Genomic DNA, 15,496 nt, shown 5'->3' on the forward strand with positions numbered 1-15,496 from the left:
AATAAAATTTTGTATTCATCTGAAATACGGTGTATTCAGATGGCTTATTAAAGTTACTCTTTTTTTATATCAAAAAATTTGTATAAAACCTCTTGACTATTTATAGTTTGTCACCTCTTTCATTATAAAATTATGTAACTATATTCTACAACAATAGTTAAAAAAAACCAACTGTTTATTTCCGCCAGCTTAAATATAAATTAGCAACTACGTCCTCGATGGGAGCTTTTTTAATTTCCATATCAAGGATCTGTGGATAACCGGACAGTAATTCCATAACCTTGTGGATTTCCAGGATATTACGGTCAAGTTCGTACTCGTGGACTCCGTTTTGTGTTTTAAGAAGTTTCATTCCAGGCAGAGAAAGAGGGGGCACCTCTGATTTTGTGGTAAGTAAAATCCTGTAAAAACCACCCATCACATTTCGCAGCTGGTCAAAGTTTCCGTCAAACGCTATTTTCCCTTTGTTAATAAGAATCATTCTCTGTGCCATTTCTTCCAGATCATCCATGTCATGGCTGGTTACGACCACAGTGGTTTTGTTCTCCTGGTTCATCTTTTTTAGAAAACGGATCATTTGTTGCTTGGCAAGGACATCAAGACCAAGTGTGGGCTCGTCAAGAAAGATTAACTCCGGACTGTGCAGGAGGAGCATGGCAATATCTGCCCGCATTCTCTGCCCCAGACTCAATTCCCTTGCAAAGGTTTTTAAAATATCGGACAGGTCTAAAAGCTCTGTAACCATTTCCAGATTTCTCCTGTAGGTAGAATCGGGAATATTCCACACTTCCTTTTTCCATTCAAAGCTGGATAGAACCGGATGGTCCCACCATAACTCTGTCCGCTGGCCGAACAGGACTCCAATCCTGCGCATGAGCCGAATCCGGTCTCTGGCCGGATTTAACCCAAGAACCGAAACCGTTCCCGACGTAGGCATAAGAATACCGGAAAGAATCTTAATGGTGGTGCTTTTTCCGGCTCCGTTGGCACCTGCGTATGCAACAAATTCCCCCTTGTTTATCTGGAGGGAAATACGGTCCAGAGCGGTTACCACCCGTTTTTCCGGACGAATCAAATTTTTAATGATATCACGTACATTACCGCTTCGCTGCCACTGGCAGTATTCCTTTATAATATTATCGATGACCAAAGCCGGAGTATCTTGGACAACCAGATTTTTCATAATGTTTCATTCCTTTCTTAAACGTAAAAACGGTTATTACTGAAAATATTGCCGCTGCAGCAGGCAGATAGAGTGCTTCTGGAACAAATACCGCCCCTGCACCGTATTTCCCCGCTTTTATTAAAAGCATGGAAGGATACCATGCACAAAGACCCACAGGAATAGCAGACAAAAATAAGTGCTTTTGGATTCCTCTCATATTTCCCAGGGGATAAGTTTTCAGAGTTGAGAATAAATCCCTGCCAACACCTGCAATCTCCTCTGCGGCGGCAGGTGCGTAGAACGCCAGGCAGGAGAGCAGATAAATAAACGACATCACTATGACGATGGAACAGATGCTGAAAAAAAGAAACAGCAAAATCATAAAAAGATTTATGGGAATAACGGCTTTTTTTGCGCCGTAATATGTGAGTGCAATTCCAAAAACCAGCATGGGCGAACCGGAAACAGGAGAAAAACCCTGGGCCAGAAGCTCTGCCCACAGAGGGACTGGCTGGATCATAATGTGATCAAGCTGTCCGCGCCCGATAATCCTGCTGATCATGCCGGTATTATTACCAATAAAAAACACCATAAAAATACCGTCAATAAAGAGAGAATACCCCATCATAAATAAAATTTCATTCTGAGTCATTCCGGTAAAGTTCTCAAAATGAATGGATAAAAGACAGACACCCGCTATGGTGCAGCCGCCGCTTACAACATCAGAAATCAACTGAATTAAGAAATAGCGGGTATCTTTAAGAAACCATAATAAATCCATTTTTGCATATTGCCTGTATAGCCTGAACAGAGTTTTAAAATTATCCGCCAAAAGAGATCATCCTTTCTTTGCTTTTTTCAAACACATAATCTGCCAGAATCCACAAAATTACAGCCCAGAAGAGCTGGAGTGCCAGAACCTTAAATGGAAAACGGGCAGATCCGGTATAGATGGTTAAAGGTCCGTGAGCAACAGAACCCAGAGGCAGCAGGGAAAACAGCGTTCCCAGTTTTTCCGGAAATAATGAAAAAGGTATCATTTCTCCGGAAAGCAGGGAGTAAATGGCTTCCCTGACAGCAAGGGCTGCAAAGCAACCGTTTTTTAAATTCATGGCAAGTGATGCAAAAAGAAGATCCACTGCAAATCCAATAGTAACCGACAGTACAAGACTAATGAAAGAAAGAACTCCCAGAGTCAGGGATGGCGGCAATGTATGGACCGACAGCACTGGTGCGAACAGCATCAATGGGATACCCAGAAATAAAAAGTTGGGAATCCAGAATCTTCCTATGGTTTCAGAAATAAAGCTGGTTTCAATCGCCATAGGCCTTAGAAAGCGTCCAATCACGGACCCCTCCCACAGAGAGGAGGTGGCAGGAGAGATAATATTTAGCTCCTGATGTAATATGGTGGACATAAGTGTATAAGTCATCAGCTGGTCAAGGGATACACTTGAAGGAAGAGCATTAGATTCATTCAGCGTCTTCCAGATAAAGGTCAGAAGGACAAACTGTACAAACTGTACAAAGTAGCCTCCGGCTATGCAAAGAAAGCCTCCGTCAAAAATTTGCTTGGAACAGATGAAGATTGTGGAGCATACGGCTTTCGAGAGAAAGCCGCAGCCGGACAGAAAAGTTTTTACCCGTTTCATAGATCAGATCCTCCATTGTGCTTAATAACGGTAAATGGGATTGTGTCCGTTCAGACCTCCATTTCGAAAAAATGCACAAAAAAACCCGGTGCAGGAGCATCCGGGCGGAAAATCAACCGTAAAACCAGTGGTAAAAATTACCGGCTAACAGAAAAATTCACAGATGGGACGCTGCCGTTTTCGCAAAAATGGGCGCACTGATACACGGACACGTCAAAATTGCCGAAAACTGCAGAGATATTTTCAATATTAATCCATAATGTTGTGGCTTGTATGGAAAGATGTCTCACAGCGTCTCACCTCCTTAAAAAATTAATTTATTCTATCATTAAAAATATGATACGTCAAGATCAGATGTTTTCCCATTTGGAAAGAGCTGCATCATCTGCAACGATAATGACATCCGGATGAAGCTGCAGAATGGAAGCAGGGACTTTTGGGGTTACCGGTCCACACAATGCATCATGGAGAATGTCAGCCTTATCTTCTCCGCTTACCATCAGCAGAATTTTTTTCGCTCTGATAATGGTACCGATTCCCATGGTATAAGCCTGGCGCGGAACCTGTTCAACAGAATCGAAAAAACGCTTGTTTGCATCAATAGTGCTTTCCTGTAAGTCAACAATATGCGTATCCTTTGGAAAAATATCAGATGGCTCATTAAATCCGATGTGGCCGTTATGTCCAAGACCCAGAAGCTGTAAGTCGATACCGCCCAGGTTTCTTAAGACTTCTTCGTATCTGGCAGCTTCTTTTTGCGCATCTGCTTCCGTTCCGTCAGGAATATGCGTATTGGCTTCATCGATGTTTACATGCTCAAACAGATTCTTCTTCATAAAATAGTAGTAACTCTGGTCATTATCTCTGTTAAGTCCCTTGTACTCGTCCAGATTTGCTGTCTTAACGCGGGAAAAGTCCAGGTCACCTTTATGATACCATTCAATCAGCTGTTTATAGGTTCCGACAGGTGTTGAACCGGTAGCAAGTCCGAGAACGCAGTTCGGTTTCATGATGATCTGAGCAGAAATAATATTGGCTGCTTTCCGGCTCATATCATTGTAGTCTTTCGCACGGTAGAGCTTCATTTTTATCAACCTCCATATTTTGGAAAAATTTTTTATTTTATTCTTTTATTAGGATATCATTTTTATGTTACAGATGCAATGGATTTTGTATAAAATAGTATTTTATCTTTGTTTGCGAGGATATGAAATTTGTTCCAAAATATGAAGCAGATAAGTTTTTCTTAATTTAAAAGAAATTTAAAACAATTCCTGTCATGTAAAAATGTTCCTGTGCATAAAATAGTGATAAAGGAGTGGTGGCATGTCTAACTATCGAAGACTAATCTCATATATTTATGCCTATGAAGGCGGGATCAAAGGAAAAAACATCGGATTTGCCAAGATAGAGACGAGAGGAATCCAGTGCAAAATTACAGTAAGCGTGAAAAGAATTTATGTAGGCGGTAACGACATTGGAGTTTATCTATTGGCCGGAGAGCAGGAAATTTACCTGGGTAATATTTTCATACGAGGCGGATCCGGTGAATTCAGAGCTACGGTATCCGTTAATGATATTGAACATTCCGGGATTAATATGGACCAATGCTTTGGACTGACCATACATGATGTAAAAAATACATGGAGATCTTATACCACAATATGGGAGGACGCAGTTGCCCATGCGGCAGAAGTAGATCTGGAACACACAAAATCTGCTGTTAAAGACACGTCCGCCATATCGGAAGAACAGATAAAAAAGGCTGTTCAGGAGATAGAGAAAGAGTTTCCGCTTAACGAGAGTGATTCAAAAGAAACGGAGAGTCTCAACTCACAGGAGGAGAATGCTCATCCCGGGGCAGAAGGCACGGTGCCAGCCGGCAGTGAGCCAAGCCAGGAAGAGGGAGGAGCAGACGAAGTAAATGGAATGGATGAGAAGTGTGATGCGAAAAAGCAGGAATCTGAGGTTTCGCAGGGAGATGAGTCCGTCACACCGGAGATCCAGCAGGCAGTGCCGCCTGTAACCGTTACTGGTCCGACTGCTGGCTGGAAGCAGGGAACCCCACCTCCGATTACCGCACCTGTATCGTACTGGAGGCAAAATACCCGTCCGCTTATGACAGGACCAGTCCCTGGCTGGTGGCAGGAGCCGCGTCCAACCGGACCAATACCAGGTGAACCGGCAACGAATGAACCAATGAGGGCAGCGCCTATGCCAACCGGAACAATAGCACCAGTACCTGTACCAACCGGACCAACACCGCCAAGGACCGAGCCGGCAGGACCAATGCCTACCGAGTCCATGTCTGCAGAATCGGCACCGGAAGAACAGCCGGTAGAAACAGAGGATGTAGGAAAAAGCCAGCAGGAAACGGTACCAATCATGCCCAAACCAGTCATGACAGAGTCAGACGATACCGGATTAAAAGATCCGGTCCAGATGAGCTCCAGCTCTGCCCTCCTGGCTGAGGATCCGGAAGAAGTGAGTGACCCAAGTGCCGGAACTACCCGCTTGTACCGTGCTGACGCTGTAATAAAGGAAACAAATAATCAAAATCAGACAGAACCCAAGCTGGGAGATCCAAAAGCTCTGGAACAGCTGCGCCAGAATGAAAATCTGGAAGATAATCTACATAGTGTGATCTGGGATAAACTGAGAAAAGAGCACACCAGAATCTTGGCATTTGATTATGAGGATGGCTGTGAGATTCTAACCATTAAACCCCAGGATATCGGTCTTTTGCCCAGAGACATCTGGGTATACGGAAATAACAGTTTTCTGCTTCATGGCTACTACAACTATCGTTATTTAATTCTCGCAAAGCTGTTTAATCCGGAAGGAACGCCCCGCTATCTGCTGGGGATTCCAGGTCATTATTACAGCAATGAGAGATATATGGCATCTATGTTCGGTTTTCCTAATTTTGTGCTTTCAAAAGATCAGCCCATGGAAGACGGGCGGTTTGGTTTCTGGTATACCGATATAAAAATGGGGGGCTGATAAGGCCCCCCTGCTTTGCATCAGTAAGATTCACCCCGGAGTTCGGTTCTGGGAATAAAGGGCTTTAATATATTTAAAAATCCATGCAGTTCCCCGTCTGAAAAGGAAGCATAACCTGGACACAGAACCTGGTCTGAGTCCACGTAGTTCTGAAGAAAGTATTGGGAATCGCCTTCCAGCCATTTACCGATATCCACAAAATCACCCACGTCATGTATTCCCTTAACAACTGTCGTGCGAAACTCGTAAGAGATACGGTTTTCCATTAAAAAGGCAGCACTTTCTTCTATATTCCTTATTTTCAGACCGTCTGTTCCTGCGGCCTTTTTATAATGCTCCCGTCCGGATTTAATGTCCATTGCAACATAATCCAAAAGTTCGTCTGTAATCAGTTTCTTTAATACGTCAGGGCAATAGCCATTGGTATCCAGTTTAATAAGATAACCCAGATCACGGATTTTACGGATCAATGACTCCAGTTCTCCGGAAATTGTGGGCTCACCGCCGGTAATACAGACGCCTTCCAGTATTCCTTTCCTTTTTATAAGAAAATTGAGAATTTCTTCTTCTGAAAACTCAGACCGGGCATCATTTCCAATCAAACTGCTGTTATGGCAAAAGGGACACCGGAAATTGCAGCCACCTAAAAAAATTGTGGCAGCCACATGACCCGGATAATCCAGAAGTGTTGTTTTTTGAAGACCACATAGCTTCATCTCTTCACCATTCCTTTCATTCATGGTATACTAAGGACAAGTATATCATATTAAATAGCAAAGAGGAATGATTATGACCACAGATGAAAAATATATGCGTCAGGCAGTAACACAGGCGAAGAAAGCCGGAGCAGCGAAAGAAGTGCCGATCGGCTGTGTCATTGTTTTCGAAGATAAAGTAATTGCCAGAGGTTACAACCGGCGGACAACGGATAAGAATGTACTGTCTCATGCAGAGATTACAGCAATCCGCAAGGCATGTAAAAAGCTGGGAGACTGGAGGTTAGAAGACTGTACCATGTATGTGACTCTGGAACCATGTCCCATGTGCGCCGGGGCAATTGTACAGGCCAGAATGAAAAAAGTAGTCATTGGCTGTATGAATCCAAAAGCTGGTTGTGCAGGTTCCGTGCTGGACTTATTTCATCAAAGCGGATTCAACCATCAGGTGGAAATGGAATCTGGTGTTTTGGGAGAGGAATGTTCCCAGATGATGAAAAAATTTTTCAAAGAATTACGTGACAGCAAAAAACAGAAAATGGAAGATACAATTGCCCCTTAAATCCTTGACAATCTGAAGGTTTCCATGTATACTTAACTGCGATTAAGTCATAATACGTCATAAAGTTTCCGTGCAGCCGGGGAGATAGCGGTGCCCTGTACCTGCAATCCGCTCCAGCAGGGGTGATGTCTCACCCAGGGCTGACTATTGCAGGGCCGCCCCTGATAAGTGACGATGACGTTTGGGTCTTACGCAACAGATCTTCATGAACCGTGTCAGGGCAGGAATGCAGCAGCACTAAGTGAAACCTTCTGTGTGCCGTGAGGGTGCCTGGACCGAGTTAACTGTCAGGGTAACGCCTGTGATAGCGGTTCAAAGTGAGACGCACGGATTAAATATAGTTTTCAGGACGCCGGAGAGCAATGATATGCTTTGCGGTGTTTTTTCATTTTTAATTTTTCCTTACATTATCTTATGAAATAAAGTTTTCCCTTGCCCCACATTCCCCTTTGTATTATAATTGAGAATAAAATGGGTATAATAGTACCTATTTCCAAACAACAAATCTAATCAAAGAAGAGGTGTGCTTTTATGATGAGAATTGGAATTCTTACAAGCGGCGGTGACTGTCAAAGCTTAAATGCTACCATGCGGGGAGTTGCCAAAGCGCTGTACCGGCTGTTTGATGATATTGAAATTGTTGGATTTGAAGATGGCTATAAAGGGCTTATTTATTCACAATACCGTGTGATGAAGCCTGAAGAGTTTTCCGGTATTTTAACAAAAGGAGGAACTATTCTTGGGACCTCCAGACAGCCGTTTAAGCAGATGCGGATACCTGACGGGAATGGCCTTAATAAGGTAGAAGCCATGAAGCACACCTATAAAAACCTAAAACTGGAATGCCTGGTTGTCCTGGGCGGCAATGGCAGCCAAAAGACGGCCAACCTCTTACGGGAGGAAGGTTTAAACGTTGTATCGCTTCCGAAGACCATTGATAATGACTTATGGGGAACCGATATAACTTTTGGCTTTCAAAGCGCGGTGAATGTTGCAAGCAATGCCATTGACTGTATTCATACAACGGCTGCTTCCCATGGACGAGTCTTTATTGTTGAAGTCATGGGTCATAAGGTGGGCTGGCTGACTCTTTATGCAGGGATCGCCGGCGGAGCCGATATTATACTGGTTCCTGAGATTCCTTATGATCTGGATATAGTGATAAAAGCGCTGAAGAAAAGAACCAGTGCGGGCAAAAAGTTTTCTATTATTGCCGTTGCAGAGGGAGCGATTTCCAAAGAGAATGCGGTCCTGACGAAAAAGGAACTGAAAGAAAAGAAGAAGAATGGCGTGATTTATCCTTCTGTAGCCTATGAGATCGGAGCGCAGATCACGGAACGGACCGGACAGGAAGTCAGGGTTACTGTCCCCGGTCATATGCAGAGAGGGGGAGATCCATGCCCTTATGACAGAGTGATCTCCACCCGCCTTGGGGCAGAAGCAGCAAAACTGATTGGGAACAGAGAATATGGTTACATGGTTGCGGTTAACAATAATGAGATTGTTAAGGTGCCCCTGGCAGATGTGGCCGGTAAATTAAAAACAATCGATCCGGAATGTTCCATCGTTAAGGAAGCCAAGATGATCGGAATCAGTTTTGGAGACGAATAAGGAGTAACAGCATGTCATATACGGCATTATATAGGAAATGGCGCCCTTCATCCTTTGCAGATGTGAAGGGGCAGGACCATATTGTGCAAACACTTAAAAATCAGATTATATCCCAGCGTATCGGGCATGCATATTTGTTCTGCGGAACACGGGGAACAGGTAAGACCAGTATCGCGAAGATTTTTGCCAAAGCAGTCAATTGTGAACAGCCTAAGGAAGGCAGTCCATGCGGGGAATGCCCTACCTGCAAAAATATAGCAGCAGGTGTCTCCTTAAACGTTGTGGAGATAGATGCAGCGTCGAATAACGGCGTGGAAAATATCCGGGAGATCAGGGAGCAGGTCCAGTATCCTCCAACCGAAGGGAAATACCGGGTTTATATTATCGATGAGGTTCATATGCTTTCTACAGGAGCATTTAATGCACTTCTAAAGACACTGGAAGAACCGCCTTCTTATGTCATATTTATTCTGGCAACCACTGAAGTGCATAAGATTCCCATCACAGTATTATCCAGATGCCAGCGATACGATTTTAAACGAATCACGGTTGATACGATAACAGAACATTTAAAAGAACTTACAGAAACAGAACAGATCCGGGTAGAGGAGAAAGCGCTTACTTACATTGCAAAGTCTGCAGACGGCGCACTGAGAGATGCCTTAAGCCTGCTGGATCAGTGTATCGCCTTTCATTATGGGGAGCTTCTTACCTATGATAATGTGCTTGATGTACTTGGGGCTGTAGATATCACGGTTTTTGGCAGGCTGTTTCAGGCAGTAGCAAAAAACAATACCAAAGAATGCATCACTTGTCTGGAAGATATGGTGATCCAGGGGAGGGAACTCGGACAGTTTGTAGTTGACTTTATCTGGTATTTAAGAAATCTTCTGATTATAAAATCCGTAGACGAGGCAGAGAATCTTCTTGATATGTCTTCGGAAAATCAGATTCAGTTAAGAGAGGACAGCGCACTTGCGGACCATGAAACACTACTCCGGTATATCCGCGTGTTTTCGGATTTATCCAACCAGCTCCGCTATGCTTCTCAGAAACGTGTTCTCATAGAGGTTGCCCTTATAAAGCTGACCCGCCCTCAGATGGAGCAGAACTATGATTCCATACTTCAGCGGATAAAAAGCATTGAACAGCAGCTGGAGAGCGGAACCTTTCTCCAGAAAGGAGAAGGAGGTGCGCCCTCATCTGCAGATGCAGGTTCTGATTCCAGTGAGTTGGAAACACTGACTCCGGCACAGAGAGTTGCACTTCCCCAGGGACAGCTGGAAGATTTAAACTTAATCCGGGGCGACTGGGGGAAGATCATTAAAGACCTGGGAGGACCTATTCGGGCAAGTTTCCGGGAGACAATAGTAGAACCTGCAGGTGAAAGCCGCCTCTGTGTGGTTTTTTCAGATCAGAGCAATTACCTGATTGGAAGCAGGGAATCTACGATTGAGGAAATTGAACGGTACGTACAGGATCATTATAAAAAGTCCATTGCCTTTCAGACCAGGCTCCAGGGAGGAAACGAACGTATGGATACCATTTATGTCAGCGACGAGGAATTAAAAGCGAATATACAAATGGATATAACAATAGAAGAATAATATGATTATTAAAATATAGGAGGATTTACACCATGGCAAAACGTGGCGGTTTTCCAGGCGCTATGCCTGGCAATATGAATAATTTAATGAAGCAGGCACAGAAGATGCAGCGTCAGATGGAAGAGACGACAAAAGCTCTAGAAGAGAAGGAATATACAGCTGCAGCAGGCGGCGGAGCAGTTTCGGTTACTGTTTCAGGTAAAAAAGAAGTGACTTCCGTTAAATTATCCCAGGAAGTGGTTGATCCCGATGACATTGAGATGCTGGAAGATTTAATCATGGCAGCTACCAATGAAGCATTCCGCCAGATGGAAGAAGACAGCAGTTCAGCCATGTCTAAATTAACCGGAGGATTGGGAGGATTAGGCGGAGGATTTCCGTTCTAATTATGGATTATTACAGCAGTCAGATAACCAGATTAATAGAAGAGCTTTCAAAACTTCCCGGCATTGGAAGCAAGTCTGCACAGCGCCTTGCATTTCATATCATCAATATGCCGGAAGAACAGGTAACGGGTCTTGCTTCATCCATAACAGAGGCGAAACGTAACGTGCATTACTGCAAAGAGTGTTTTACTTTGACGGATCAGGAACGCTGCCCTATTTGCAAGAGTGAGAAACGCAATCATAAGGTTATTATGGTGGTGGAAGATACCAGAGACTTAGCTGCCTATGAAAAAACCGGAAAGTTTGAAGGCGTTTACCATGTGCTCCATGGAGCCATATCCCCTATGCTGGGAATCGGACCTGGAGATATAAAGCTGAAAGAATTAATGCAGAGGCTGCAGGGAGATGTGGAAGAGGTGATCATTGCCACGAATTCCAGTCTTGAAGGAGAGACAACAGCCATGTATATCAGTAAGCTGATCAAACCTACAGGAATCAGGGTTACCCGCATAGCCAGCGGTGTTCCCGTTGGCGGAGACTTAGAGTACATAGATGAGGTGACATTGTTACGGGCTCTGGAGGGCAGAGTCGAACTGTAACTCATATGCCTTGTTAGGAGATGCAAAGAATGGATAAGTACGAGTTTAATATAAAAGTTGAACAAATTAAAAAAATGGTCGGCAAAAATGACTATGAGACGGCGATGAAGATAGCCGATACAATCGACTGGAGGAGAGTCCGCAATACCAATTTGCTTTCCATGGTAGCCTTGGTATATGAAAAAAATGAAGATTACCAGGAGGCAAAAGAGATCCTTTTACAGGCTTATGAGCGGGCACCTATTGGGAAAAGGCTTCTTTATAAACTGGCTGAGCTTGCTGTAAAAGAGGGCAACATCGAAGAAGCAGAAAGCTACTACAAGGAATTTGGAGATCTGGCATCTGAAGATCCCAGACAGCAGCTTCTTCGATATATGATTTTAAAGGCAAAAGGGGCACCCGCCCAGCAGCTCATTCATTCCCTCGAATCCTATACCAGTGTAGAGCTTGATGAAAAATGGCTTTATGAACTGGCAGAGCTTTACAGCCTTGCAGGCATGCAGGAGCGCTGCGTAGAGACATGTGACCGTATTATGCTGATGTTTGGCCTTGGAAAATATGTGGAAAAGGCAATGGATTTAAAAGTCCAGTATGCCCCTCTGACAAATTACCAGATGGATCTCATTGAGAACAGGGACAAATATGAAGCCAGACTTCGGGCTGTAGAGCAGGAGTATGGAACTGGGAAAAAGGTAAGTGTACAGCTGAAACCGGATACGGACTATTACCAGGAAGCACCGGAAGCTGATCAGTACCCGAATATGGTATATGAGGAATCGGTGGAAGAGGATTATGAAGCGAGCATGCAGGAGGCGGAAGTACAGGAGTCTCTGGCCAGGGAAATGTCCAAAATATCCTATGATGAACCAGCAGTTCAGGAAGAACCGGTTGTGGAGCATACCAGAATACTGGAAGATATCCGCAGGGTAGGACGAAACATCCCGGTAAAACCCAGATCCGGGGGAAACTATATACCTGAAGTGGAAGAAGAGCAGGAATTATACTCAGAGCCTGTTATTGAAGAAGAAGAACCACAGGAGTTTGACCAGCAGGTCTATCAGATTCCGTCAGCTGCAACTGCAGAACAGGACGAAGACGTTACTCTTGAGCAGGAAGAGAGTTACGTATACGATGAAGAACAATACTCCAATTATTACGAGGGAGAGGAGTCTGCAGTATTCCAGCCTGATACAAGCGGCTACCATTTTCCCCAGTCAGAAGAGGAAGAACTGGAATTTGAAGATCTGTATGGAGATGAAGAGGAAGAAGATATGCAGGAGCCCCCTGTGCGCAATCACCTTATGATTGAAGCCAGAACTCCCGAAAAAGGACTTCAGCTGGCAGTCGATGCATTAAAGCAGATACACAGGGAAAGCGGTGTGAATAACCCGGTTGCCAAGATAACCGGATTAAAATTGTCTAAGCGGGGAGTTTTTGCATCTGCAGATAAGCTTTCCGGAAAAGACTTAGTAATAGAAGAAGCCGGAGATCTGACGCCGGAGGCTCTTGAGGAGTTAAACCAGCTGATGGAACAGGATTCCAGTGGAATGATTGTAGTCTTAATCGATAATCCAAAGCAGATGGAAACGCTGCACCAGGAACATCCTCATCTGGCAAGTAAATTCGAATGTATTGGAAGTGGTGAGGGAATGTCCGCTCCTGAACCGGTACCAGCCAATCCGGTACCGGAAGAAAGAGGCGCCGTATATAATCAGGAATCTCACTATGACCGTTCTGTAGAATACCAGCAGCCGGAATATGACTACTCCGACACATATAATCAGCCGGAAGATTATCAGGAAGATGATTTTTACGATGAATCTGCTGATGAACCCACAGGAGAGCCCGTTTATAGACAGCATGATGTACCGGAGTATTCTGGTGAAGAAATGGATATAGATGAATTTGCACAGTATGCGTGTCGATATGCCAATGAAATTGACTGCAATATCACAGGAAAAAGTATGCTGGCACTTTATGAGAGAATTGAAATCATGGAAGAAGACGGCGTTCCTTTAAATAGAGAAAATGCAGAAAGCCTGATCGAGGAGGCTGCGGACCGCGCTGAAAAACCATCTGTGGGCAGGCGCATAAAAGGTCTGTTTTCTACGAAATATGATAAAGATGGACTGCTTATTTTAAAAGAGGAACATTTTATTTATTAATGGAGATTTAACGTGGATATAAAACTCATTGCAATTGATCTGGACGGAACCTTGTTAAACAGCAGAAAAGGCCTGTCCGAATATAACAGGGAAACTCTGATAAGCTGTATTCAAAAAGGAATACACATTGTTCCATGTACAGGAAGGACTGTTGATGGAATACCGGATGAGGTAAAAGAAATACCTGGAATCCGGTATGCAATCACGACCAATGGTGCTGTCGTAGAGGATATGAAAGAGAACACTGTGATCGACACCAGGCTTTTAAGCTGTGATCTCGCATTGAAGATTTTGCGGTTTGTGGATCCGTATCATGTGATGTACGATCCATACATAGACAGGCGCGGAATTTCAGAAGCCCGTTTCATGGACCGTCTATCAGAATTTGTTCTTACACCGGAGCTGCAGAAACTGGTTCATAATACCCGTGATGTCTATCCTGACATCATAGAGTTCGTAGAGATGACCAATAAGCCCGTTGAAAAGATCAATCTGTTTTTTGGTGATATGGAAGAGAGAGCAAAGCTCAGGGCAGAACTGGATAAAAGAAGTGATATAATAGTTACTTCATCGATTTCCAATAACCTGGAAATTAATGCGCTGGGTGCAACAAAAGGGGATGGGATCCTGCGGCTGGCCTCTCATCTGGGTATCAGTCCCGGTCAAACGATGGGAATTGGTGACGGTGAGAATGATTTTTCCATGATTTTAAAAGCCGGAGTAGGAGTTGCCATGAAGAACGGCAGCAAGGAACTCATTGAAGCTGCAGACTATGTAACAGGAACCAACGATGAAGACGGAGTAGCTTCTGTCATCAGAAAGCTGGTATTGGGAATGAAACTATGACAAAGCTGTATATGGAAAACTGGTTATCTGTAATTGCCGGAGTATATCTTCTGGGTATGGTTCTTTACGGTCATCACAGAGGATTTATAAGGCTGGTAGTATCAATATTTGCAATGATCTTATCCCTGACCATTGTCCGTATGTCCCTGCCGGCTGTAACCACCTATCTAAAAGAGAATACTACTCTTCAGCAGACGGTATCACAAAATATTATTAAGGCTGCAGGTCTTGGGCAGGAGCAAGGTTCCCAGGAAGAGATCCCAGAGAAGCCATCTGCTCAAAGAACCATTATAGAGAACTTGAATTTACCTGGTCCGGTTAAATCAGCGCTGATTGAGAATAACAACAGTGAGATATATCAGATAATGGGTGTGCAGGCATTCACTGATTATGTGGGAAATTATCTTGCTGATACAATCATTAACTCAGCGGGGTTTGTCTTGCTGTTCGCTGCGGTCTATCTGGCTTCTAAGATGGTTATCCGCTGGCTGGATATTATTGCAAGACTTCCGATTATTTCAGGAATCAACAAGATAGCGGGAGCAATAGCCGGCGGAATTGAGGGATTGCTGTTCCTTTGGGTGGCATGTATGCTTGTTACTGCGTTTTCCGGCACAGAATGGGGTATGATTGTTACCCGACAGATTGAATCAAGCCAATGGCTGTCGTTTCTCTATAGCCATAATCTTCTGAACCTGATGGTTCTGGGGGTACTGCAGGGACTAATCTGAGAGAATAATTGTATTTATGATATATTCAATTAAAACAAATCTGCGGGTTAAAGACGAAAATGTCTTTTCCGCAGTTTTTTATTCCAATCCCAAGATATAGGAAAAATCCGTAAAAACGTATATATATAGTAGTGAAAACAAGACATAAAAAATTGTATGAATAAATGACACAAATTCCCTTGACAATCTATCGGGGACATGTTATATTATAGTTCCGATGCGGAACATGACGCAAAGGAAGCCGATTAAAACCGGTTGAAAAAATAAAAAAAGTTGTTGACAAAGATATGGCAACATGATAGAATAAATGAGTTGCTGATCGAGAGATAACAACAAAAAGCACTTTGAAAACAGAAGATTGAACAGTATGTAAAACCCTGAAAATTCTAATAAATAAGCCATGTTTGAGTGGCTTTGAATGAGAAAATTCAGAACGAATACAAGTAATTGTAT

Annotated in this window: 13 protein-coding genes, 1 other RNA gene and 1 pseudogene; 10 read left to right on the plus strand and 5 right to left on the minus strand. The window is 43.6% G+C overall.

Going from position 1 to position 15,496, the window contains the following annotated elements:
• Positions 1–175: 175 nt before the first annotated feature.
• The 4 genes from CRO04_RS24940 to nagB all read right to left on the minus strand — a co-directional run bounded on the left by CRO04_RS24940 (position 176) and on the right by nagB (position 3,902).
• On the minus strand, positions 176–1,183 hold the full coding sequence (locus CRO04_RS24940) for an ABC transporter ATP-binding protein (RefSeq protein ID WP_097006951.1): 1,008 nt from the start codon (positions 1,181–1,183) through the stop codon (positions 176–178).
• The gene (locus tag CRO04_RS24945; RefSeq protein WP_242974649.1) at positions 1,137–1,997 is read right to left on the minus strand and encodes an ABC-2 family transporter protein; all 861 of its coding nucleotides are present in this window, start codon (positions 1,995–1,997) and stop codon (positions 1,137–1,139) included. Before CRO04_RS24945 ends, CRO04_RS24940 begins: the two co-directional genes overlap by 47 nt.
• Positions 1,987–2,817, minus strand: coding sequence for a hypothetical protein (locus CRO04_RS24950; protein ID WP_097006952.1), 831 nt, complete (start codon positions 2,815–2,817; stop codon positions 1,987–1,989). Before CRO04_RS24950 ends, CRO04_RS24945 begins: the two co-directional genes overlap by 11 nt.
• Positions 2,818–3,167: 350 nt before the next feature.
• On the minus strand, positions 3,168–3,902 hold the full coding sequence (gene nagB, locus CRO04_RS24955; protein ID WP_097006953.1) for a glucosamine-6-phosphate deaminase: 735 nt from the start codon (positions 3,900–3,902) through the stop codon (positions 3,168–3,170).
• A gap of 1,489 nt (positions 3,903–5,391) precedes the next feature.
• Between nagB and CRO04_RS27530 the strand changes: the two are divergent.
• Positions 5,392–5,820, plus strand: a pseudogene (locus tag CRO04_RS27530) (DUF6128 domain-containing protein); the annotation flags it as partial.
• A gap of 20 nt (positions 5,821–5,840) precedes the next feature.
• Here CRO04_RS27530 and CRO04_RS24970 read toward each other — a convergent pair.
• On the minus strand, positions 5,841–6,536 hold the full coding sequence (locus tag CRO04_RS24970) for an anaerobic ribonucleoside-triphosphate reductase activating protein (RefSeq protein WP_097006954.1): 696 nt from the start codon (positions 6,534–6,536) through the stop codon (positions 5,841–5,843).
• Positions 6,537–6,609: 73 nt separating this feature from the next.
• On the opposite strand from CRO04_RS24970, the gene tadA reads away from it, so the two are divergent.
• The 9 genes from tadA to CRO04_RS25015 all read left to right on the plus strand — a co-directional run bounded on the left by tadA (position 6,610) and on the right by CRO04_RS25015 (position 15,043).
• The gene (gene tadA, locus CRO04_RS24975; RefSeq protein WP_097006955.1) at positions 6,610–7,098 is read left to right on the plus strand and encodes a tRNA adenosine(34) deaminase TadA; all 489 of its coding nucleotides are present in this window, start codon (positions 6,610–6,612) and stop codon (positions 7,096–7,098) included.
• A gap of 68 nt (positions 7,099–7,166) precedes the next feature.
• Positions 7,167–7,428: signal recognition particle sRNA large type (ffs, locus tag CRO04_RS24980), an RNA gene on the plus strand.
• A gap of 201 nt (positions 7,429–7,629) precedes the next feature.
• On the plus strand, positions 7,630–8,709 hold the full coding sequence (locus CRO04_RS24985; RefSeq protein ID WP_097006956.1) for a 6-phosphofructokinase: 1,080 nt from the start codon (positions 7,630–7,632) through the stop codon (positions 8,707–8,709).
• A gap of 11 nt (positions 8,710–8,720) precedes the next feature.
• A complete protein-coding gene (dnaX, locus tag CRO04_RS24990; protein WP_097006957.1) occupies positions 8,721–10,316 on the plus strand; it encodes a DNA polymerase III subunit gamma/tau in 1,596 nt (531 codons plus the stop codon).
• Positions 10,317–10,348: 32 nt separating this feature from the next.
• Entirely contained in the window at positions 10,349–10,702 is a 354-nt protein-coding gene (locus CRO04_RS24995; protein ID WP_097006958.1) for a YbaB/EbfC family nucleoid-associated protein, read from the plus strand.
• 2 nt (positions 10,703–10,704) lie between these two features.
• Positions 10,705–11,301 (plus strand): recombination mediator RecR, encoded by a 597-nt coding sequence (recR, locus tag CRO04_RS25000; protein ID WP_097006959.1) that lies wholly within the window; start codon positions 10,705–10,707, stop codon positions 11,299–11,301.
• Positions 11,302–11,330: 29 nt separating this feature from the next.
• Positions 11,331–13,466: a tetratricopeptide repeat protein gene (locus CRO04_RS25005; protein ID WP_097006960.1), complete on the plus strand. Its 2,136-nt coding sequence runs from the start codon at positions 11,331–11,333 to the stop codon at positions 13,464–13,466.
• Between the two features lie 12 nt (positions 13,467–13,478).
• Positions 13,479–14,312 (plus strand): Cof-type HAD-IIB family hydrolase, encoded by an 834-nt coding sequence (locus CRO04_RS25010; RefSeq protein WP_097006961.1) that lies wholly within the window; start codon positions 13,479–13,481, stop codon positions 14,310–14,312.
• Positions 14,309–15,043 carry a CvpA family protein gene (locus tag CRO04_RS25015; protein ID WP_242974651.1) on the plus strand — a complete coding sequence of 245 codons (735 nt, stop codon included), beginning with the start codon at positions 14,309–14,311 and terminating at the stop codon, positions 15,041–15,043. Before CRO04_RS25010 ends, CRO04_RS25015 begins: the two co-directional genes overlap by 4 nt.
• The last annotated feature ends 453 nt before the right edge of the window (positions 15,044–15,496 follow it).

This window comes from Lacrimispora amygdalina (assembly GCF_900205965.1).
Classification (GTDB): domain Bacteria; phylum Bacillota; class Clostridia; order Lachnospirales; family Lachnospiraceae; genus Lacrimispora; species Lacrimispora amygdalina_A.

Bases quoted from the DNA above. Each gene is read 5' to 3' on its own strand.
- CRO04_RS24940 (WP_097006951.1), bottom strand. From the start codon at position 1,183: ATGAAAAATCTGGTTGTCCAAGATACTCCGGCTTTGGTCATCGATAAT.
- CRO04_RS24950 (WP_097006952.1), bottom strand. From the start codon at position 2,817: ATGAAACGGGTAAAAACTTTTCTGTCCGGCTGCGGCTTTCTCTCGAAA.
- nagB (WP_097006953.1), bottom strand. From the start codon at position 3,902: ATGAAGCTCTACCGTGCGAAAGACTACAATGATATGAGCCGGAAAGCA.
- CRO04_RS24970 (WP_097006954.1), bottom strand. From the start codon at position 6,536: ATGAAGCTATGTGGTCTTCAAAAAACAACACTTCTGGATTATCCGGGT.
- tadA (WP_097006955.1), top strand. From the start codon at position 6,610: ATGACCACAGATGAAAAATATATGCGTCAGGCAGTAACACAGGCGAAG.
- CRO04_RS24985 (WP_097006956.1), top strand. From the start codon at position 7,630: ATGATGAGAATTGGAATTCTTACAAGCGGCGGTGACTGTCAAAGCTTA.
- dnaX (WP_097006957.1), top strand. From the start codon at position 8,721: ATGTCATATACGGCATTATATAGGAAATGGCGCCCTTCATCCTTTGCA.
- CRO04_RS24995 (WP_097006958.1), top strand. From the start codon at position 10,349: ATGGCAAAACGTGGCGGTTTTCCAGGCGCTATGCCTGGCAATATGAAT.
- recR (WP_097006959.1), top strand. From the start codon at position 10,705: ATGGATTATTACAGCAGTCAGATAACCAGATTAATAGAAGAGCTTTCA.
- CRO04_RS25005 (WP_097006960.1), top strand. From the start codon at position 11,331: ATGGATAAGTACGAGTTTAATATAAAAGTTGAACAAATTAAAAAAATG.
- CRO04_RS25015 (WP_242974651.1), top strand. From the start codon at position 14,309: ATGACAAAGCTGTATATGGAAAACTGGTTATCTGTAATTGCCGGAGTA.